At 28.4% G+C, this 20148-nt stretch carries 14 protein-coding genes; 1 reads left to right on the forward strand and 13 read right to left on the reverse strand.

What is annotated here, in order from left to right:
* Positions 1 to 50: 50 nt before the first annotated feature.
* From BN854_RS06000 to BN854_RS06060, 13 genes are all read right to left on the reverse strand, one after another.
* Entirely contained in the window at positions 51 to 1772 is a 1722-nt protein-coding gene (locus BN854_RS06000; protein ID WP_030003649.1) for an ABC transporter ATP-binding protein, read from the reverse strand.
* A gap of 1 nt (position 1773) precedes the next feature.
* Positions 1774 to 4722, reverse strand: coding sequence for a DNA polymerase III subunit alpha (locus BN854_RS06005; RefSeq protein WP_030003650.1), 2949 nt, complete (start codon positions 4720 to 4722; stop codon positions 1774 to 1776).
* A gap of 170 nt (positions 4723 to 4892) precedes the next feature.
* Positions 4893 to 5318 carry a flavodoxin gene (locus tag BN854_RS06010; protein WP_030003651.1) on the reverse strand — a complete coding sequence of 142 codons (426 nt, stop codon included), beginning with the start codon at positions 5316 to 5318 and terminating at the stop codon, positions 4893 to 4895.
* A 25-nt stretch (positions 5319 to 5343) separates the two neighbouring features.
* Positions 5344 to 7377: a DUF5011/hyalin repeat domain-containing protein gene (locus tag BN854_RS06015; RefSeq protein WP_030003652.1), complete on the reverse strand. Its 2034-nt coding sequence runs from the start codon at positions 7375 to 7377 to the stop codon at positions 5344 to 5346.
* A 51-nt stretch (positions 7378 to 7428) separates the two neighbouring features.
* Entirely contained in the window at positions 7429 to 9255 is a 1827-nt protein-coding gene (locus BN854_RS06020) for an ABC transporter ATP-binding protein (RefSeq protein WP_030003653.1), read from the reverse strand.
* Positions 9252 to 11072: an ABC transporter ATP-binding protein gene (locus tag BN854_RS06025; protein WP_030003654.1), complete on the reverse strand. Its 1821-nt coding sequence runs from the start codon at positions 11070 to 11072 to the stop codon at positions 9252 to 9254. The genes BN854_RS06020 and BN854_RS06025 overlap by 4 nt, the downstream gene beginning before the upstream one ends.
* A gap of 279 nt (positions 11073 to 11351) precedes the next feature.
* Positions 11352 to 12566 carry a helix-turn-helix domain-containing protein gene (locus BN854_RS06030; RefSeq protein WP_030003655.1) on the reverse strand — a complete coding sequence of 405 codons (1215 nt, stop codon included), beginning with the start codon at positions 12564 to 12566 and terminating at the stop codon, positions 11352 to 11354.
* A gap of 114 nt (positions 12567 to 12680) precedes the next feature.
* Positions 12681 to 13322 (reverse strand): endonuclease III, encoded by a 642-nt coding sequence (nth, locus tag BN854_RS06035; protein WP_030003656.1) that lies wholly within the window; start codon positions 13320 to 13322, stop codon positions 12681 to 12683.
* Positions 13322 to 13939, reverse strand: coding sequence for a DnaD domain protein (locus BN854_RS06040; RefSeq protein WP_030003657.1), 618 nt, complete (start codon positions 13937 to 13939; stop codon positions 13322 to 13324). Before BN854_RS06040 ends, nth begins: the two co-directional genes overlap by 1 nt.
* Positions 13940 to 13941: 2 nt before the next feature.
* Entirely contained in the window at positions 13942 to 14598 is a 657-nt protein-coding gene (gene rnc / locus BN854_RS06045) for a ribonuclease III (RefSeq protein WP_030003658.1), read from the reverse strand.
* Positions 14582 to 15589 carry a phosphate acyltransferase PlsX gene (plsX, locus tag BN854_RS06050; protein WP_030003659.1) on the reverse strand — a complete coding sequence of 336 codons (1008 nt, stop codon included), beginning with the start codon at positions 15587 to 15589 and terminating at the stop codon, positions 14582 to 14584. The genes rnc and plsX overlap by 17 nt, the downstream gene beginning before the upstream one ends.
* A gap of 50 nt (positions 15590 to 15639) precedes the next feature.
* Complete coding sequence (locus BN854_RS06055; RefSeq protein ID WP_030003660.1) at positions 15640 to 17511, reverse strand: ATP-dependent DNA helicase RecG; 1872 nt, start codon at positions 17509 to 17511, stop codon at positions 15640 to 15642.
* A gap of 10 nt (positions 17512 to 17521) precedes the next feature.
* Positions 17522 to 18667, reverse strand: a complete 1146-nt coding sequence (locus tag BN854_RS06060) for a hydroxymethylglutaryl-CoA synthase (RefSeq protein ID WP_030003661.1) — start codon at positions 18665 to 18667, stop codon at positions 17522 to 17524.
* Positions 18668 to 18806: 139 nt separating this feature from the next.
* On the opposite strand from BN854_RS06060, the gene BN854_RS06065 reads away from it, so the two are divergent.
* Positions 18807 to 20078: a DUF1576 domain-containing protein gene (locus BN854_RS06065; RefSeq protein ID WP_052693010.1), complete on the forward strand. Its 1272-nt coding sequence runs from the start codon at positions 18807 to 18809 to the stop codon at positions 20076 to 20078.
* Positions 20079 to 20148: the final 70 nt, after the last annotated feature.

A 20148-nucleotide genomic window follows, 5' to 3' on the forward strand; every position in this document is an offset into this window, starting at 1 on the left:
ATTACTTTTATTTAATTATAGTCTTTATTAACTCTCATGTCAAATATCGGTTATATGCTTTGAAATTGTTCTTGATATAAACTGGCATAAAGCCCTTTTTTACTTAAAAGTTCTTCATGTGTTCCTTCTTCAAAAATACCGTCTTGTGTTACCACAAATATTTTATCAGCATTTTTAATAGTTGTTAATCTATGTGCGATAACTAGGGTCGTTCTTCCTTTAGATAACTTTTCAAGTGATGCTTGTATATCAGATTCTGTTTTAGTATCTAGGGCACTTGTTGCCTCATCTAAGATCAATATTGGAGGATTCTTTAAAAACATTCTAGCAATCGCTAATCTTTGTCTTTGCCCTCCTGATAATTTGATTCCTCTATATCCTATAATCGTATGAATACCATCTTTCATATTGGCAATAACTTCATCTAATTGAGCTAGTTTAAGGGCTTCGTTTATTTCATCATCAGTTGCGTTTAGTTTTCCATAAAGAATATTTTCTCTTACAGTACCATTAAATAAAAATACTTCTTGTTGAACCATGCCAATATTTTCTTTTAAGGATGATAAAGTAACTGATTGGATCGACTTTCCATCAATTAAAATATCACCTTTATCTATATCATAAAATCTTGGTAATAAATTACAGAGGGTTGTTTTACCTGCTCCTGATGGGCCTACAAAAGCAACCGTTTGTCCTGCTTGTATTTTAAAACTGATATTTGATAAAACATGCTTATCATCTCCATATGAAAAAGAGACGTTTTTATATTCTACTTCTCCATTCACTACAGTCAATTCAGTCGCATGCTCACTATCGACTATTGTAGGCTTAATATGCATTAATTCTAAGTATCTTTTAAATCCAGCAATTCCCTTTGGATAACTTTCTATCACCGCATTCATTTTTTCAATAGGTCTGATTAACACATTGGTTAATAAGATAAAATAAATGATATCGCTATAGTCTGTAATATAACCTTTAATGAAAAAATAAGAACTTAAAAGTAGTGCGACCAAGCTTAATAGTTTCATTAAAAAATGATTTGTTGTATGACTCAGTCCCATCACTTGGTAAAACTCAAGTTTAGCGTCTTTGTAACCTTCGTTTAACTTTTCAAATTTATCTTGTTCAAATGTTTCATTAGAAAATGCTTTGACTACTCTAATACCACTAATTGTGTTTTCTAATCCAGAATTAAAGTCAGCTAGTCTATTATAAATTCTTTTATTCACTTTTATCATCTTCTTATTAAAGTATATGATTAAAGCGGAAATAACTGGAACTAAAGCGATTGTAATAAGTGCTAAGTATGGATTCACTAAATACATTAATACAAAGGTTGCGATCAACGTTGAAATAGAAATAAAAATATCTTCTGGTCCATGGTGGGCAACTTCTCCAATTTCAAATAAATCAGTTGTGATTCTTGACATTAATTCCCCAGTTTTTCTATCATCATAAAACGCAAAGGGTTGTTCTGTTAAATGCTTAAACAAATCTTTTCTTAAATCTCTTTCAATTAAATGCCCTAATTTATGACCAAAATATGTCACAATATATTGTAATAAGGCACTCATAAGATAAAAGCCTAATAAAGCGATAATAGCTGTAATTACTAAGACTAATTCTTTTTGTGGAATATATTCTCTTATGACTTTATTAACTATTACTGGAAAACCTATTTCTAAAAAAGCGGCTATTACTGCGCATATAAAATCTAGTAAAAATAACTTTTTATATGGCCTATAGTAACTTATAAATTTTTTAATCATTTTAAACTCCTAAAATTTCTTTCATGCTTGTTAATATATATGTATTTTTATCTTTTCTTGCCTGAATAATATAATATGTTGGTTTCATTGTTTTTATATATCTTTCATATTCATTAGGAAAGACTGTAAGTTCTACTTCTAACTTGCCATCACTTGTTTTTATAAATGCCATTTCTTGATTTTTCTTAGTTTTAATTTTTTTGATATGAACGACATTACCAACAAAAGTAATGCTATCTTTATGCATTTGTTCTTCAATATCTTTGATATTTTCTTTTTCTTTAAATGAGCCAAAAAGAATCAGTGGGCTATAAAATAAATTAAACCCATAGGCATTAAATTCTTGTTCAATGAGTGTTCCAAGATCATATTCATCATATATTTTAGGCTTGTAATCAGTTAGATATTGTCCATATAAAACAACATCTAAATTTCTATTTTCATATAATGTTCTCTTGCTTAAATTAAAACAATCTAAAGCTCCTGAAAAGATAAGTACTGAAAGTATTTTTTCATTAATAATATCTTTTGTTTTAATCTTAAAGTCATCATAATTCTTAAAATTTTCTTGATTTCTTTTTTCAATTATTTTCTTAACAATCTGATTACCCAAACCTTTAATCATTGTTAGAGGCAGTAAAATGCCTTCTTTAGTTTCTTTATATTCAAATGTACTATATAAAATATTAGGTTTCATCATGCGAATGCCTTGTTGTTTAGCTTCACCAATATAATCAAGGGTTTGTTTTGGATTATTAATGACACTTGTTAAAAGGACTGTCATAAAGGTCTTAAAGTAGTTTGCCTTTAAATAAGCCATTTGATAAGCAACCATCGCATAAGAAACACTATGGCTTCTGTTAAAGCCGTAATTAGCAAATCTGACAATATAATCATAGATTGTCTGAGCAGTTTTTTCATTTTGATGATTTAAAATAGCTTTTTCAACAAATCTTTTTCTTTCATTTTCTAGAATTGATAAATCTTTTTTAGAAATACCTCTTCTTAATAAATCCGCTTCTGCTAAAGTATAATTGGCAAATTTTGAGGCTATTTGCATAATTTGTTCCTGGTAGATAATAATACCATAGGTTTTATCTAGTATTTCTTGAATACTCGTATCGATTTGTTGATAAGTTTTACCATGTCTTCTTTCAATAAATTCATCAATATGATCCATTGGTCCTGGTCTATATAAGGCAAGAATTGAAACAATATCTTCAAAATTAGATGGTTTGAGTTTTCTTAATACTTGTCTCATTCCTGTTGATTCTAATTGGAAGATACCTGTTGTTTTAGCACTTGATAAAAGTTCATAAGTTTTTTCATCGTCTAAAGTAATGTCTTGAATTTTAAAATTCAAGTTTGCTAATTTCATTACTTCATCAATAATAGCTAAATTTCTAATGCCTAAAAAGTCTATCTTAAGAAGACCTAATTTTTCTAAGTCTGTTGCCTCAAATTGTGTTTGATACATCTCATGCATGCCTTTTTGTAAGGGAATAATATCTGTTAACTTATCATTACTTAAGATAATACCTGCAGCATGTGTACCTGTATGTCTTTTTAATCCTTCTATTCTTTTAGCAACCGTAAGTAGTCTTACTGTTTCACTATCAGAATAGTCAATTCTATCATCTAATACTCTTTTGATAATACCATTTACCCTAGAAACATCTATTTTCATGACTCTGGCAATATCTCTAATAGATGATCTTAAGGCAAAGGTTCCAAATGTAATAATATAGGCAATGTGGTCTTTTCCGTATTTTTCTTTTACATAGGCAATCACTTGATCCCTTTTGTTATCTGGAAAATCTAAGTCGATATCAGGCATTGTCTTTCTTTCTGGATTCAAAAATCTTTCAAATAAGAGGTCATAAAAAATAGGGTCTATATCAGTAATTCCTAGGCAGTATGAAACAAGTGATCCTGCCGCTGATCCTCTTCCTGGCCCTACTAAGATATCATTAGTTTTAGCATATTTAACAAAATCATAAACAATTAAAAAATAATCAGCATAACCCATATCATTAATGACTTTTAACTCATGCATTAATCTTTCTTGATAAATACTTGAGTTTTTATCAGTGCCTTCTAATCTTTTTTTAAGTCCAACTTTAGCTAAAGCCTCTAAGTATTCACTAGAAGATACATTATTCTTAGTTTTAAACTTTGGAAGTAAAACTTGCTGGTTAAAGGGTGCTTGATACTCTATTTTTTGAGCTAGGGCATCACCATTATCAAAGACATAAGGGTAATCTTTATATTTTTCAATAAGTTCTTCTTTAGTTAAAAAAGATAAATCCATAGAATCAATCTCATTTTGATTGTTATCAATTTGTCTTAAAGCATCATAAGCAACCTTATCTTCTTTTTCTAAATAATTCGATTGGTTTGTTATAAGAATCTTTGTTTTAAGTTCTTCTGCAATTTCAACTATTTCTTTTGCAATACTAGTGAGTTCATTACTTTGTAAAGAGAGTCCAACATAGACTTCTTTGAAACTTGATTTTAGTTCTTCTAAATATGTATAAGCATTTTTTCTTTCTTGTTTTAACAAACTATTTTCAAAAAATGAATTCAAGCCTGGAGTGATAAAAAAAAGTCCTTCATCATAGTCTTTTATTTTTTCTAAAGTGATTTCTTCAGTTGAGGTTTGTAACAGGGTAGATAGTTTAATTAAGTTTTTTATACCTTTATCATTTTTAGCATATACTAAAAGGTTTGTTTCTGATAAATTATAATGAAAATAGACTTTAAGTCCAATGATAGGTTTGATATCATACTTTTTTGATAACTGATAAAATCTATACATACCATATAAATTTTGATTATCAGCCATTGTTAAAAAATCGTAGTTATTTTCTTTTGCCTTGCTAAATAACTCTTCTAGTTTTAGGGAGCTGTTTAATAAACTATATTCTGTTTGTATATGAAATGTCGACATCTTATTACACTTGTTTTTAAACTATCCAATGATTTTTTAAAAACTTTGCTCCTTTACTTATGTTAACTGCTCTTCTATTATTATACTATATTTATAAGTTATTTTCAGATTAGTCCACTAGATTTAAAAGAAAAGACCCTAAAGTATAAATACTTTAAAGTCTATATTTCTTATATGCTTGCAAATCTAGCACCGAATTCAAAACATGTTTCTAGTTCATCTGTGCTAGGAGTTGAATTAATTTTCAATCCTTTTTCAAATAAATCTAGATTTTGGTCTAAAACTCGTTCTTCCCACGCATCCATCCATTCGCCATCTCCCCAACCATATGATCCGAATAAAGCAATTTTTTTATTTGCTAAATGCGCTTCAACATCTTGGAAGAATGGTTCGAATTCATCTTCTTCTAAATTTTCAATTCCCATTGATGGGCAACCAAATGCTATCTTGTCATATTCTAATGCTTTCTCAGGTGTTATTTGGTCAACTGATTTTAAAACAGCTTCGCTTCCTGTAGAAAGAATGCCTTCATAAATTTGTTGGGCCATAATTTCAGTGTTACCTGTTCCGGTCCAATACACGACTAAAATTGACATGTCATTTCTCCTTTATTAGCTTTCCTTATTCATTATATGTATAATTTTTAGAATTGTCAAAGTTTTTCCTTTTTTTGCTACGCCATATAGTATACACTAAAATTACAAAAAAAGTAAGACTAACAACTCCAATAATGATTATCTTGTAATTAAAGGAGGGTTCTACTTCAATAATAATCTTTTTATTAACATAATTTCCTGACTTATCAGTAATTTCATATAAAACTTCATATTTTCCAGCTTTATCAATTTTTGGAGAAGTCACAGTAATCAGATGACTAATATCTTTATCGTAATCATCATATGCTGTGGCAAATGTTACTAAATTAGGAACATCTTCAAGTTTAATTTTATAGTAGTCTTCCACTTTTAGATTAGGTGCGGTTTGATCTCTAATAATGACTACTATTTTTTTCTCACTACTGTTTTTTGAAATATCTTCTATATAGTATTTAATTTCATATCTGCCAACTTGTTCAAAATTGATATTATGTGTTATCACTAAATTGTCAATTGATACTTCATCATATAAGTCTTCACATGAAGTAACATATTTTTTAAAGTCTGTTATTTTATCTGGAAAATTAATATATATTTCATCGGTTGCTAAGTTGATTTGTGGAATAGTAGTATCTTTTATTTCTATTGTCGTTTGAAATACTGCTTGATTGTTACTTTGATCTTTTGTTCTTAATTCTATCTCATAGATACCTATTTTTTGATAATCGATTAGGGTTATCAATTCTAAGTTTAGTTTTTTATCATAATTATCTGTTATTTTAAAATAATCTTCATACTTTGGGGCTGAAAAATTAGTGATAACAATAGGATTTGTTTGTTCTATAGTAGGCGCGCTATCGTCAAAGACTTCAAAAACTAATGGAACTTTAGTTACATTATTTGACTGATCATAGATTTCTACTAAAATTCTATATTGTCCTAATTCTGACATATTAATTTTCCCTGTATATTTTAAAGTAGGCTTTTTATCATAATTATCAAATACTTTTAAATAATCTGGTATATAAGGATCTAAACTAAATACTTTTAAATTTAAGTGATTTAAGAGTTCATAGCTAGGTGCTTCATCATCATAAAGTTCTAAAGTCAGTTGTTTTTTACTTTCATAGCCTAAATGATCTTTATCATAAATTTGGATGACTTGTTTACCAATTTCATACCTGGGCTCTCCAAAGCTAACATTTCCATTAGATTGGTAAACATTATCTTTAATCACTTCACTTAACTTGTTAAAATCATTAATGTTTAGCTTTATATGTTCTTTTTTTAACGTGAGTTCAAACCTCTTCTTATCAACTTTATAAGATATTAATAAAGTACTTTTATTGCCTGACTGATCACTTACTATAAGTTGTGTCGTATACTTTCCAATATTAGAAGTATCTATCTTATAATCAATTTGTAAGACCTCATCATAATCATCTTTAAATTCAAAAAAATCATAAATACTAATCACATCATCTAATTGTAAATTAAGTTCTCTTTTTTGCTTAATAACAGGAGCTTTATCATCTATAACTTCTACTGTGCCTTTATGGTTTGTGACATTACCACTTAAATCAGAAATCTCATACTGAAATTCTTTTATTCCTATATAATTTGTATTAATGGTATCATAACCAACTGTAGTAATTTTTAAATCTTCATTACTATAATAATTATCAGCACATCTAATATAATTTTTAGGATCAGGCAATTTAGTTTTCAAAGGTATTTTAATTGGTTTTACTTCAAGTACTACTGGGGCAACCTTATCAACTACATCAAATAAAATTTCTTTATGCAATTTATGCTTTGTATTAAGATGTATAGTAGCTGTATAAAGGACATGATAACTTCCCACAACTGATGTATTAATACTATCTTTTCTTAAAGTATAACTATTACTATAAGTTATAATACCTGTATCTATTTCAGTCATATCTTCATAATAAATTTTTGCCCTAGGCATTGCTAAATACTCTTCTACTGGATGATTCACGGGAATCTCAACTACTGTTGGAAACCATTGTGCAATTAAAAATAAAAAAAGTCTCATATCTTCACTCTCCAAATTGATAGTAGTTAAATAAGACTTCTTTTACTTTTTTTATATTAAATTATAACTATTTTCTTTTTCTTGCATAAACTGATTCTTATATAAATCAAAGTAAGAACCACGTTTTTTTAGTAATTCATTGTGGGTACCGATTTCAATAATTTTTCCCATTTCAAGCATGACAATTAAATCTGAATGAACGATTGTTGAAAGTCTATGTGCTACAATCAAGCTCGTTCTATTTTTCAGTAATGTTTGTGTAGCTTCTTGAATGATTTGTTCTGCCTCTGAGTCAATTGAAGAGGTTGCTTCATCTAAAATAAGTATTTTAGGATCTGCAATAATCGCTCTAGCAAAGGATATTAATTGTTTTTGCCCTAAAGATAAGAGGTTTCCACCTTCACCAACAAATGTATCATATCCGTTTTCTAATTTCATAATAAACTCATGTGCTCCAATTGCTTTAGAAGCACTTATTACTTCTTCATCGGTTGCGTCTAGTTTCCCATATTTAATATTTTCTTTAATAGTTGTACTAAATAAATGAGGTGACTGTAAGACATAACCTAGTTTAGAATGTAACCAATGAATACTTCTTTCTCTATATTCTTTTCCATCGATAAGAAGTTCTCCTTTTGTTGGTTCATAAAATCTAGAAATTAAATTAACTAGTGTGGTTTTACCAGATCCAGTATGTCCTACTAATGCCACACTTTGTCCAGCTTTTATTTTTAAATTAAAGTCTTCCAGAATTGTTTCATTTTCTTTATATTGGAATCCTACATTTTTAAACTCTATTGTTTCTTTTAAATCTTCCCAGTTTTCTTTTTTATCATGAAATAAACTGCCGTACTTTTCTGTTACTTCTTGTGTATCTGTAATAGCTGGTTTTTCTTCAATTAATTCAACAATTCTTTCCGCTGATGCTTGTGCCTGTTGGATACTTGAAAGCACATTGGTTAATTGCATGATAGGGTCAAAGAAACTTGTTGTTGAGCGAATAAATAAGAATAAAACTGATATTTTTATTGTATTATTAATTACTTCTAAGCTTCCTGTATACATAACAAGTGCCACTGTTAAATAAGATATAATTAATAAGCTTGATGACATTAATGCCGATGTACTTACAGCTTTAATGCTTGATTTTTTCATTTTATTTGAAACATTTACAAATTCATCTAAATTTTCTTTTTCAATAACTAAACTCTTAGTTGTCTTAGCACCTAGAAAACTTTCACTATATTTAGCAGTTAAATCAGAGTTATACTTTCTTGCTAATCGGTGATTCTTTAAAATAAATTTTTTATAGATAAATGCAACCGCAAGCATCACTGGTACAGAGGCTAAAACAATGAGTGCCAATTTATATGAATATATGAATAAGACTACTAAGGTCAATATCATACTAAAGACTGACCATACTAAATCAAGTAATGACCATGAAATAACATTTGCTAATCGCTTAGAGTCAGAAGTCATTCTTGCCATGATCCAACCTTGTGGGGTCAAATCAAAATATGAGAAAGATAGTTTTTGTAAGTTATTAAAGGCTTGTCTTCTTAATTCATAATTTACATTAGATTCTATGATACTACCTTGTCTAATAAATCCCCATACTATTAAACCAAAAGCAATCGCAAAGATGACATTAACGATAATATAAGGAATCAGTGTATCAAATTTTCCAGCATCAACGAACTCATCAATTGCATATGTGTTTAAAACTGGGATAACGGCTTCCATTGCTGCTAGTAAAGTTGCTAGAATAACTAAGATGATAATTTTTTTCTTTTCTTTTAAAACGATATTAAATATTTTTTTCCAAACGCCTAATGATATTTTCTTTACTACATCTTCTTTTTCTTGTTGATTCATTCTTTTTCACCCTCTTTCACTAATTTCAAGAACTCTTCTTCTAGTGCTCCTTGAATAGCCCATAGTTTTTTATAAAGTCCTTCTTTTTTACTTAAACTGCTATGTGTTCCAACAGCTTCTACTCTACCATCATTTAATACGATGATCTTATTTGTTTCTTTTGCTGTTGTAATACGGTGAGTAATAATAATAGTTGTTCTATCTTTATCTTCTTTTTTAAGGGCTTTTCTAATTGCTAAATCTGTCTTATTATCTAAAGCACTTAAAGCATCATCAAATATTAAAATTGGTTTATCTGAAATAAGAATACGAGCGATTGCAACTCTTTGTTTTTGTCCACCTGATAAAGTTGTTCCTTGTTCACCAACGACTGTTTCATACCCGTTTTTAAATGTTTTGATATCTTTTTCAAGTGCAGCGATTGTTGCTGCTTTAATTACTTGCTCATTATTTACTAAGGGATTTGCAATAGAAATATTTTGATAAACTGTTTTGCTATATAAGAATGGGTCTTGTAAAACTGTTCCTATATTTTTTCTAATATATTGTTTTTTAATTTCTTTTAATTCAATACCATCAATGGTAATAGATCCTTCATAATCATACATTCTTAATAGTAAATTAATAATTGTCGATTTTCCAGAACCTGTTTTTCCTATAAAAGCAACTGTTTCACCAGGTAAGATTTCAAAATTAATTTTATCTAATAAATGTTCTTTCCCATCTGGAAACTTAAAACTAACATCTTTAAAAATGATATGTCCTTTAATCTCTGGTGTTTTTTCACCATCATTTTTATATTCTTTTTCTTGTTGAAAAATATGTTCAATACGATCAGAGGCAACAAGAGCTTTACCAAAATCATTAATCATTCTACCTAAACCTCTAACAGGCCATATGAGCATGCCTACTAGCATTAGAGCACTTGAGACTGATGATACATCCATAATTCCCTTTGATGCATAATATACACCTAAAAGAATCACTGCTAAAAATTGTAACATCATTAAAAAGTCCATACTTCCCCAATAAACAGCAACTAATTTAGTTGCTTTTATTTCAGTATCTCTAAAAGCACTATTTTTACTTTCTAATTTTGAAACTTCATATTTTTCATTAGCAAATGCTCTAACCACTCTAGCAGCTGATACATTTTCTTGAATCACTACCATTACTTCTGATTCTTTTTCTTCTACTTTTTTAAATAATTTATCAATTTTGAAGAAATACCAGATAGATGCTACTGCTGTAATTGGAATGATTGCTAAAGATATCCACATAATTGTAGGATTAATAAAATACATTTGATATGATCCAAAAGAAAGGGTTGCTATTAAGCCAATAAAATCAATAGATCTCATCGCAACAAACGATGTTGTAGTATCCACGTCTGAAGTCACTCTTTGAATTAAGTCTCCTGAGTCAACATTATTGTGATACTCATAACTTAAGTCTTGGATGTGATCATAAAGACCAATTCTTAATTTTCTAGAAACATTTTCTTGTAAGTTTCCCTTAACTCTAGATTCAACGTATAAACTGATAAACCTAGCAATTTGCCAAGTTAGCAGAACTGCAATCGTTGCGACGACAATTTGTAAAATATCTTTATATTGATTTAAAAAATTAAGAATGAAGGCAGGAAGATTAACATCACTAGCTGTTACATTTTGATTTTCTAAAGCCTTAATAAGATATTGTGTAAATAAAGGAACGTAAGAATATGTCATTCTATGAACTATTGTCAATATAATCGCAAATAAGAACAGCCATATATTCCCTTTTAATAATTTAAATAATTGTTTGATTCGTTTCATTTTATTCTTTCCTCCGTAATTTAGGCAATAAAAAAGCCTGTGTTTTTATGCTTTCATAATATACACAGGCTTTCATTATTTATAATAAATATAAAAAGAAATCACAAACAGATTAAAGGCTGCTTACGGTGATATTATGAATGAATGTTGTTAAATCGACTTGCATCATTGATGCTGACATAGTGTATAATTTGTTCATTCGTCTCACCTCTTTCTTCTTTGTTCTAAACAATTGTATCATAGTTATATTTCAAAATACAACCTTTTTTTAAGTTATTGTTAAGATTTTGATAATAATGTTAGTTTTCTTGTAATAAATTGACTAAAATTGGTGCCATCTTTATAAAAAGTTCTATTTTGATACTCTTTTAATCCATGTTCTAGGAAGAATAAATTTGTTTCTACATAATCTACCCAGTAGGGATTAAGTGTTATAGTTTCTTTTAAGTATTCTAAGACATCTGTATTAGATAAGTTTAATTTCACTTTATAGTAACTGTGGATATAAAAATTTTCTTTAAATGAAAAAGTATTTTTTATTAAAATTAAATCTTTTAAGTCTTTTTCTTTTCCTAGAGTATCTAAAGTTTTAAGTTTTAGAATATAACTATGTTCAGTATGCGTTTTTTCAACTAGTTCTAGTGCTAACTCATACTGTTTATGGTAGTAAAGATTTTTTGCAAGTAAATAGAATTTAATTTCTTTATCTGCTGAAATAAGTTTATGCACTTCGTTTTTAAAAACTAAATGATTTTCATATTTAGAAAGATATTCTAAATAACTTAACTTTAAATCTTGTGCAAGTTCAAAATATTCATGTTCTATTAAAAGTGATAATTCCTTTTTATATTCATTGAGGATTGTTGCTTGTTGGTTAATTTTAAAGGCATGCTTTAACTTCCAAAAGGTAATTAAGTGTGTTAGTTGATAATGATCATACTCAATTTCTTTGATTTCATTCATCAGTTGGTATGCGTATTGATTAAGACCTTTATAATATAATTCTATAGCTGTAAATAAAACATACATAAGTATTTCCTGGTTATTAAAATTTTTAATATATCCTGAAAGTTCCTCATGTGCTAACTCTAAACCTTCAAAATTCATCTGACTAATTTGATAAATCATTTGTAATAACTTTCCTTGATAAGAAGATATGCCAAAATTATTGATATTAGAATCTATTTCTTTTTTATAGAAAGTATCATTAACAATTTGTTCATACAGCTCTGTTATTTTTTTATCTTCTATAGAATGTGTGTCAGGTAGTTTAAATCTTTTAGCAAAATCTACTAAAAATTTATCACTTGGCTCAATCATATTATTCTCTACTTTTGATAAATAAGAAACACTACATATACCCTCTGCACCCTCCTCAAGTGTCATTTTAAACTTTTTTCTTTGGTGTTTAATGGTTGACCCTATTGTTTTTTGATGCAACGTAGATAATTTTCTTATTTCTAATTGTCTTTTAAAATAATTAAGTGGTATCAAATTTATAACTCCCTTCTTTATGAATCAAATTATATATAAATAGAAAAACTATTTCCATCATATTTTTATTTAACCCTAAAAGAAAAAAGCTATAAAAAATAAAAAACGAGTTTTTCACTCGTTTCTTGATTCTTTTTTATGATATTTATCACACTCTAAAACTAGAATAACTCCTTCTACTTCAGGGTTTCTTGCTTTTAAGTAGTATCTTCCAAATAAAATAAATTGATGATGCAATCTTGACCATGATTCTTTTGGGAAAAAGTCCATTAACTTTTGTTCTATTTCTAAAACAGAGTCTTTACGAGTGGCAATTTGTAACATACGAGTCACTCTAGCAACATGCGTATCAACGGCAAATGCTGGTATGTTAAAAGCATTGCTTAAGACAACGTTAGCAGTTTTTCTTCCTACTCCAGTTAATGATTCTAAGTCTTCTCTATTATTTGGAACAATACTGTTAAAGTTTTTATATAAACTTTCTGATAGAGATTTAATATACTTAGCTTTATTTTTATAAAGTCCAATTCCTTTTAATATTCTCTCTAAATCTTCTAATTCTGCATCCTTCATTTTTTCTGGTGTTGGGTATTTAGAAAAAAGTTCAGGTGTTACTTTATTAACCGCTTTATCTGTAGTTTGAGCACTCAAAACAACAGCCACAAGCAATTCAAAATTGTTAGTAAAATCAAGTTCAGGTTTTGGATCAGGTATGAGTTTATCTAGATAGTCAATAATGAATTCTTGTTTTGTCATTATTTTATACCCTTATAGATTCTATCAAGCATCTTATCTGCATCTGAATCTTCTTCAACATTAAATAGATCTTTTTGATTTAAAAGTCTTTCAATATACCTAACAGATAGTCTTCCTGATAGTTCTGATTCTTTAATTAATTCCATAATTCTGTTATGATCGTATTCTTGTTTTTCATACCAATTTCTAACGATTTCTAATTCATATGCAGAAAGTGGTTTTCTAATGCCTGCTTCTAAGCTATCAATTGCTTTAGAAATATTATTTTCTACTTGATCCATTTTCTTTTTATTTTCATCTTCTAAATATAAGTCTTCAATTTTATCAAATGTATGGTCTAAACTAAAAAGTTCTCTAGTCTTGCCGTCTTTTGTTTCAAGATAGAAACTAATAAATTGTTTATCTAATAGACTTTCAATAATTCCACCAGTTTGATCTAAATTCATATCTACTTTTTTAGCAAGAACTGTAATACTAAACGTTCTTTTTTTATAATAACTAAATAGGGTTAACAATACTAATAATTCTTGGCTATTTAAAGATAATCTTTGATACTCTCTTGTTAGAATTTTTTCTATAGATAAATCTGCTTCTTCATAAAGTCTTTTAATCAGCATCTTTATTCTCCTCTGGCAACGATAGATAAAGCCTTTTTAGCGGCCATTTGTTCGGCTTCTTTCTTAGTTTTACCTGAACCTGATCCTAAAAGGATATCTTCTAAATATACTTCTGCAACAAATTCTTTATTATGAGCAGGCCCTTTTTCTAACACAATTTGATAATTGATTGTTCTTTTGTCTGCTTGAACTAATTCTTGTAATTTAGTTTTATAATCTTTAATATTAACGACTAAGTCCAGGTAAGGAATCACAATTTTATTAAAGACACTTTTTGCTACAAAATAGCCTAAGTCTAGGTATATCGCACTAAAAAGTGCTTCAAAAGCATCTGCTAATATACTATTTTTTAAACCTTTTGCTTTTTCGCCTTTTCCTAATAAAATGTAGTTTTTCAAGTTTATTTTTTCAGCATAAACAACAAGTGCCTCTTCACAAACAGCTTGAGCACGTTTTTTAGTCATAACACCTTCATCATTTTTATCACTATGGTAAAGATATTCTGCCATAAATAAATCTATCACTGCATCTCCTAAAAACTCAAGTCTTTCATTGTCTTCAACTTGATTTTCATTTGCATATGAACTATGGGTAAGAGCACGTTCATATATATTTATATTTTTAGGAGTAATTTCTAATAAATCAAACAGTTTCTTCATTTTTCTCTAATAATTTTGTTACCTTACCTATAACATCTGCCTCTACTAATTCTTTTGCTTGTCTAATTCCATTATAAAATGCATAGGCATTAGATGATCCATGGGCTTTAACTACAATGTTTTGTAAACCTGCAATCATTGCACCACCTATTTCATTTGGGTCTAGAGTTTGTTTAAATGCTTTTAAGGATTTTCTTAAAAATAATCCAACAATAAGTTTCTTAAAAAAACTATTTGTTAATTCCTTCTTTAAAACTTTACCAAGTGATTTAGCTGTACCTTCCATTGTTTTCATCGCAATATTAGCAGTGAATCCATCACTTAATAAAATATCCGCTTCTGAATCTAAAATTTCTTTAGGTTCAACATTACCATAGAAGTTAATTTCTTTTGTGTTTGAAAGTAATTCAAAAGTTTGTACATCCAACTCGCGACCTTTTCCTGGTTCAGTTCCGATATTTAATAAACCAACTTTTGGGTTTTCAATGTGTAATAAACTTTTAGCCACAACACTTGCATAAACGGCAAAATCTAATAAGTGTTCTGGTTTTAAATCAACGTTAGCTCCACTATCTAATAAAATTCTTTTTTTATTAGTTATTGAAGGAATAATTGGAGCGATTGCTACTCTTCTCATTTGTGGCATTCTTTTTATAATCATATGTGATGCTACAACTAAGGCTTGTGTAGGTCCTGCTGATACAATTGCGTCTGCTTCTTTTTCTTTTACAGCTCTCATTGCTAAAAACATTGAAGCATCTTTATTTTTTCTTAATTGTCCAACTGGGTCTTTTTCTCCCATGTCTAAATATTTATCTGTATGTATTACTTTTAATCTATTGTGATTGCGTAAAAATGGTGCCATCTTTTTTTCATCACCATATAAAAGGATTTCTAAATTATCAAATTTTTCTAAGGCTAGTAATACTCCTTTTACTATTTGTTCAGGAGCGTTGTCTCCACCCATACCATCAACGGCTAGTCTAATCATATAAATACCTCATTTCACTTTTACTTTATTATAGCACTTTTATGCTCTTTTTAGATGTATTTCTCTACATCTTTTCTTGCTTGAATTAAAATGTTTAAATCTGTTTCTAAATTTAGAAAATGATATTTCAAATAACCACTTTGAATTTTTCCAAAAAACTCTCCTGGTCCTCTTGTTTTAAGATCAAATTGACTCAATTTAAATCCATCATTTTCATGAGTTAATACTTCTAATCTTTCATTATCAGCATCATTAGCTATTAAATAGCAATAGCTTAACTTATCAGATCTTCCCACTCTTCCTCGTAATTGATGTAGCTGACTGAGTCCAAAATAATTAGCACCTAAAATGAATATTTTAGTAGCATTTTTAACATCTATACCAACTTCAACCATTTGTGTTGCAAGTAATATACCTTTATTATTCTTGCTAAAACTTTCCATCATGAGTTCTTGTTCAGAAGCACTTTGTTTCCCATGTAAGATATATAGGTGAGAAAAGTCTTTTAGTGCATCAGATACCATTTCAATGTTATAATCTTTTTTATCAGAAGTGATTGCTGGTACTATGATAAATGATTGTTCATTTTTATTTTGATTTTCTTTTAATAATTCTTTAATTTGCTCATATTCAATAATGCTTGTTAGAACATCTTTTCTTTTGCTCGGTTTTTCCTTAATCACAGATACTTCTAAATCACCAAAATAGGCAAGTAGTAGAGTTCTTGGAATCGGGGTTGCTGTTAAATAGATAACATCTGATGCAATTTTATCTTTTAAATCTTCTTTTGTCTTAACTCCAAACTTATGTTGCTCATCTATGATTACTAATCCTAAATCATAGTAATTCACATACTCACTAGATAAAGCATGAGTTCCTATGATCATACTGGTTTCATTGTGATTGATTTTTTCTAAGATTTCTTGTTTATTTTTAGTTTTTGATGTGAATAAACAAGACTTAACTTCAGGATATAATTTAGAAAAATTATCATAGTGTTGTTTGGCAAGTATTTCAGTTGGGGCCATTAATGCTACTTGTTTATGAGCAGTTATAGCGCCTAATGCTGCGATAAATGCAACAACTGTTTTACCAGATCCAACATCACCTTGAATTAACCTTTCGTGCTTGATATCACTTTTAAAATCTCTAAATATATCATTAACAGCATCCTTTTGATCTTTAGTTAGTTCATACGGTATTTTTTTTATATATTCTTTTACTAAATCAAGTTTATAAGAAATAGGGACTTTTTTTATCAATTCATTTTGTTCTTGTTTAAACTTTTTTTGTTGTAAATAAGCTTCTTCGTATTTTAATCGATTTATAGCTTGGTTCAATTCTTCTTTATTTTGTGGCTGATGAAGCTTATAGTATGCTTCACTTCTTCTATAAAAATGATATTTTTGAAGGATTGGTTCGGGTAAGACTTCAAATATATCTACTTTATTTTCTTTAAATATTTGACTAATCAATTGATAAATTTTAGCATCTTTGATATCTCCTATTTTATAGATAGGTTTTAATGGTGGAGTATCTAGTTTTGTTAAAACACTTTCTGCAAGTATTTTATTTTTATATAAGTCATACTTTCCTTTGATTAATACAAGTTGTGATAACTTTAAATTTTTTTGTAAAAAAGGTTTATTAAATGTAATCACATCAATAACCTTTTCTCCTACTTTTACCTTAAAATTTGTCATTAAGACATTTTTCTTAAAGTTTTTGATTTCAGAGTGGATATTAGCATATATGGTGATCACTTCATTATTAGAAACTGTCTCAATAGAACTTAATATATAGTTTTCATATCTTTTAGGTCTCGTTAAAATAAGGTCATAGGTTGACCAAATATTATTTTGTCTTAATTGATATAAAGTTTTAGGTCCTATATTTTTGATTTCTTCTAATGAAACTTTCATATTTTTACCATCACTTTTTTAAATATATTCTTTTATGATCAACCACTCCATTAAAATAAACAATTGTATTTTCATTTTTTATTTTATTTTTTAAAGTTTCTGTATAGTTATTTTTAAAGATATTTTCATACTCATCAATTGTCAATTGAATTCTGCTATCTAGCATTTTTTCATGTGATGCTTTTTGTAAGCAATTTTTATATCCATCAACAACCCTTAAACTAAAAAATTCACCTACTGCCCCAGATCCGTAACTATATAAGCCAATTCTATCATTCTTTTTTAAATTGCCTTGTTCTAATAAGGAGATAAGACTTAAATATAATGATCCTGTATATATATTTCCTACTCTTTTATTATAAATAGTGGCTAGTTTGTAGTTTTCAAATAAGTTAGGGGATTTAGTTTCATCAGCAATCATTCTAAGTGATTTTAATCCGATTTTTGTATATGGAATATGAAAACAAAAAGCATCAAAATCATTGACACTCATTTGATATTTTCCCATATAAGCATTATATGTTTTACTAAAAAATTCTTGATATTTATCATTTGAATACTTACCATCAACAATTGCTAAATCCGAATAGTTAGGTCTGTAAAAATCAAAAATGTCTTCTGTATAGTAGCTTGATTTGTTTTCAATTTCTAAGATACTAGGATTTTTAGTTAATAAAATAGCAACCGATCCTGCCCCTTGTGTAGGTTCTCCAGCTGTATCAAGTCCGTATCTTGCAATATCTGAGGCGATCACTAAAACCTTAGATTCTGGTTGATTAAGAATATGACTATAGCCTAATTGAATACCAGCAGTTGCCCCATAACAGGCTTGTTTGATTTCAATGGAGCGTGAATAATTATTAAGCTCTAATAATTTATGGATAAAAGTTGCTCCTGATTTTGACTGATCAACAGATGACTCAGTAGCAAAAATAACTAAGTCTATTTTTTCTTTATCTTCTTTTGTTAATATTTTATTAGAAGCATTAATAGCCATAGTAATTGTATCTTGCATCATAGAGGGAACACTCATTTGAATTTGTCCGATTCCTATTAAGAATTTATCTGGATCAATTTTTCTTTCTATTGCTAAATCACTTAAGTTTATATAAAGTCCTGGACTATAAAAAGCTATCTTATCAATTCCTATTTTCATGTTTGACTCCTTTTGTTATTGTACTCAAATTATATCATATAATTAGTTATTTTATCATTTCTTATAAGCGTTATTCTAGGTTAAGGGACTTCATATTATGTTATAATATTTTATGCATATATGGAAAGTTGGTGTTTGTTTGAATAAAAAAACTTTATGGCTTACGATTTATTTTAGTTTTATTGTTTCTTTTATTGTTATATTACTCTTAGAGCCTATAGGGGATTTATTTCATAATTATTTTTTAATTTTAAAAAGTCCTAGTGTTTTATTAACTGATTATTTAAGTATTGCAGGTCTACCAGCAACTTTATTAAACGTTTTGATAACCTTAATTGTTAACGTTATTATTATCAAAGCGCTTAAACAAAAATTTAGTAGTTCAGTTATTATGTCTTTGTTTACGATCGTAGGCTTTTCTTTTTTTGGTAAAAATAGTTTTAACTTTATTCCACTTTACTTAGGGGTTTATTTATATACTAAAATTCACCGATTAGATATGAGAGATCATATTTTAGTTTTACTATTATCCTCAGGGCTTGCTCCTGTTGTAAGTTTCTTTAGTTTTGGGGCTGGTTTTCATTTAGCAGTTGGGCTTATTTTAGGCATTTTAATTGGTATTTTAATCGGCTATATTTTACCTATTTTTAATAAACACTCATTAAAATTTCATCAAGGTTATTCACTTTATGCAACTGGCTTTTCAATGGGTGTTTTATCAATGGTTCTTACTGGAGTTTTAAAATCATTTCATATTCCAATTACAATTTATAATGAAATAAGTTATGATTATCATTATTTTCTTTTATTCACTATTTTGATTCTTAGTTTATTTTTAATTATTTTGGCTCTTATCCTTAAACCGAATCTATTTTCTGACTATAAGAAAATCATCAAATCCAGTGGTAGACTACAATCTGATTTTTTTAAGATCTCATCTACGCCTGCTGGTTTATTTAATATGGGTATTATGGGACTCATTTCTTTATTACTTTGTTTAGGACTTCAGTATTTTACACCTGACCACTTTTATTTTAGATTAAGCGGACCATCCTTCGGGGCCATTTTAACAATTATAGGATTTAGTTGTTTCGGAAAACATCCACTCAATACCTTACCTGTAATTATTGGTGGGCTGATTTCTATGTATTTAACACCCGTTGAAGTAACTGATGGCACAATTATTGCCCTATTCTTTGTCACAGGGCTCGCACCTATTACTGGTAAATTTGGTATTTTTGCAGGATTATTAGCGGGATTCTTCCATTTAATGATCACACCGCTTGCCCTAGATTTCCAAGGCGGATTTGATCTTTATAATAATGGGTTTGCTGCTGGTTTTGTTGCCTCTATTATTTCTTCTATTTTCATTGCACTAAAAAAAGATGTTTTAAAAGAGGAAGTCTTCTAAATTAAATGTGGCATGGACTTGCTATATATCTAACTAAAAGTTATAATATTTTTGTTTAAGGGAGCTGTTA

The organism is Alteracholeplasma palmae J233, from assembly GCF_000968055.1.
Taxonomy (GTDB): domain Bacteria; phylum Bacillota_I; class Bacilli_A; order Acholeplasmatales; family Acholeplasmataceae; genus Alteracholeplasma; species Alteracholeplasma palmae.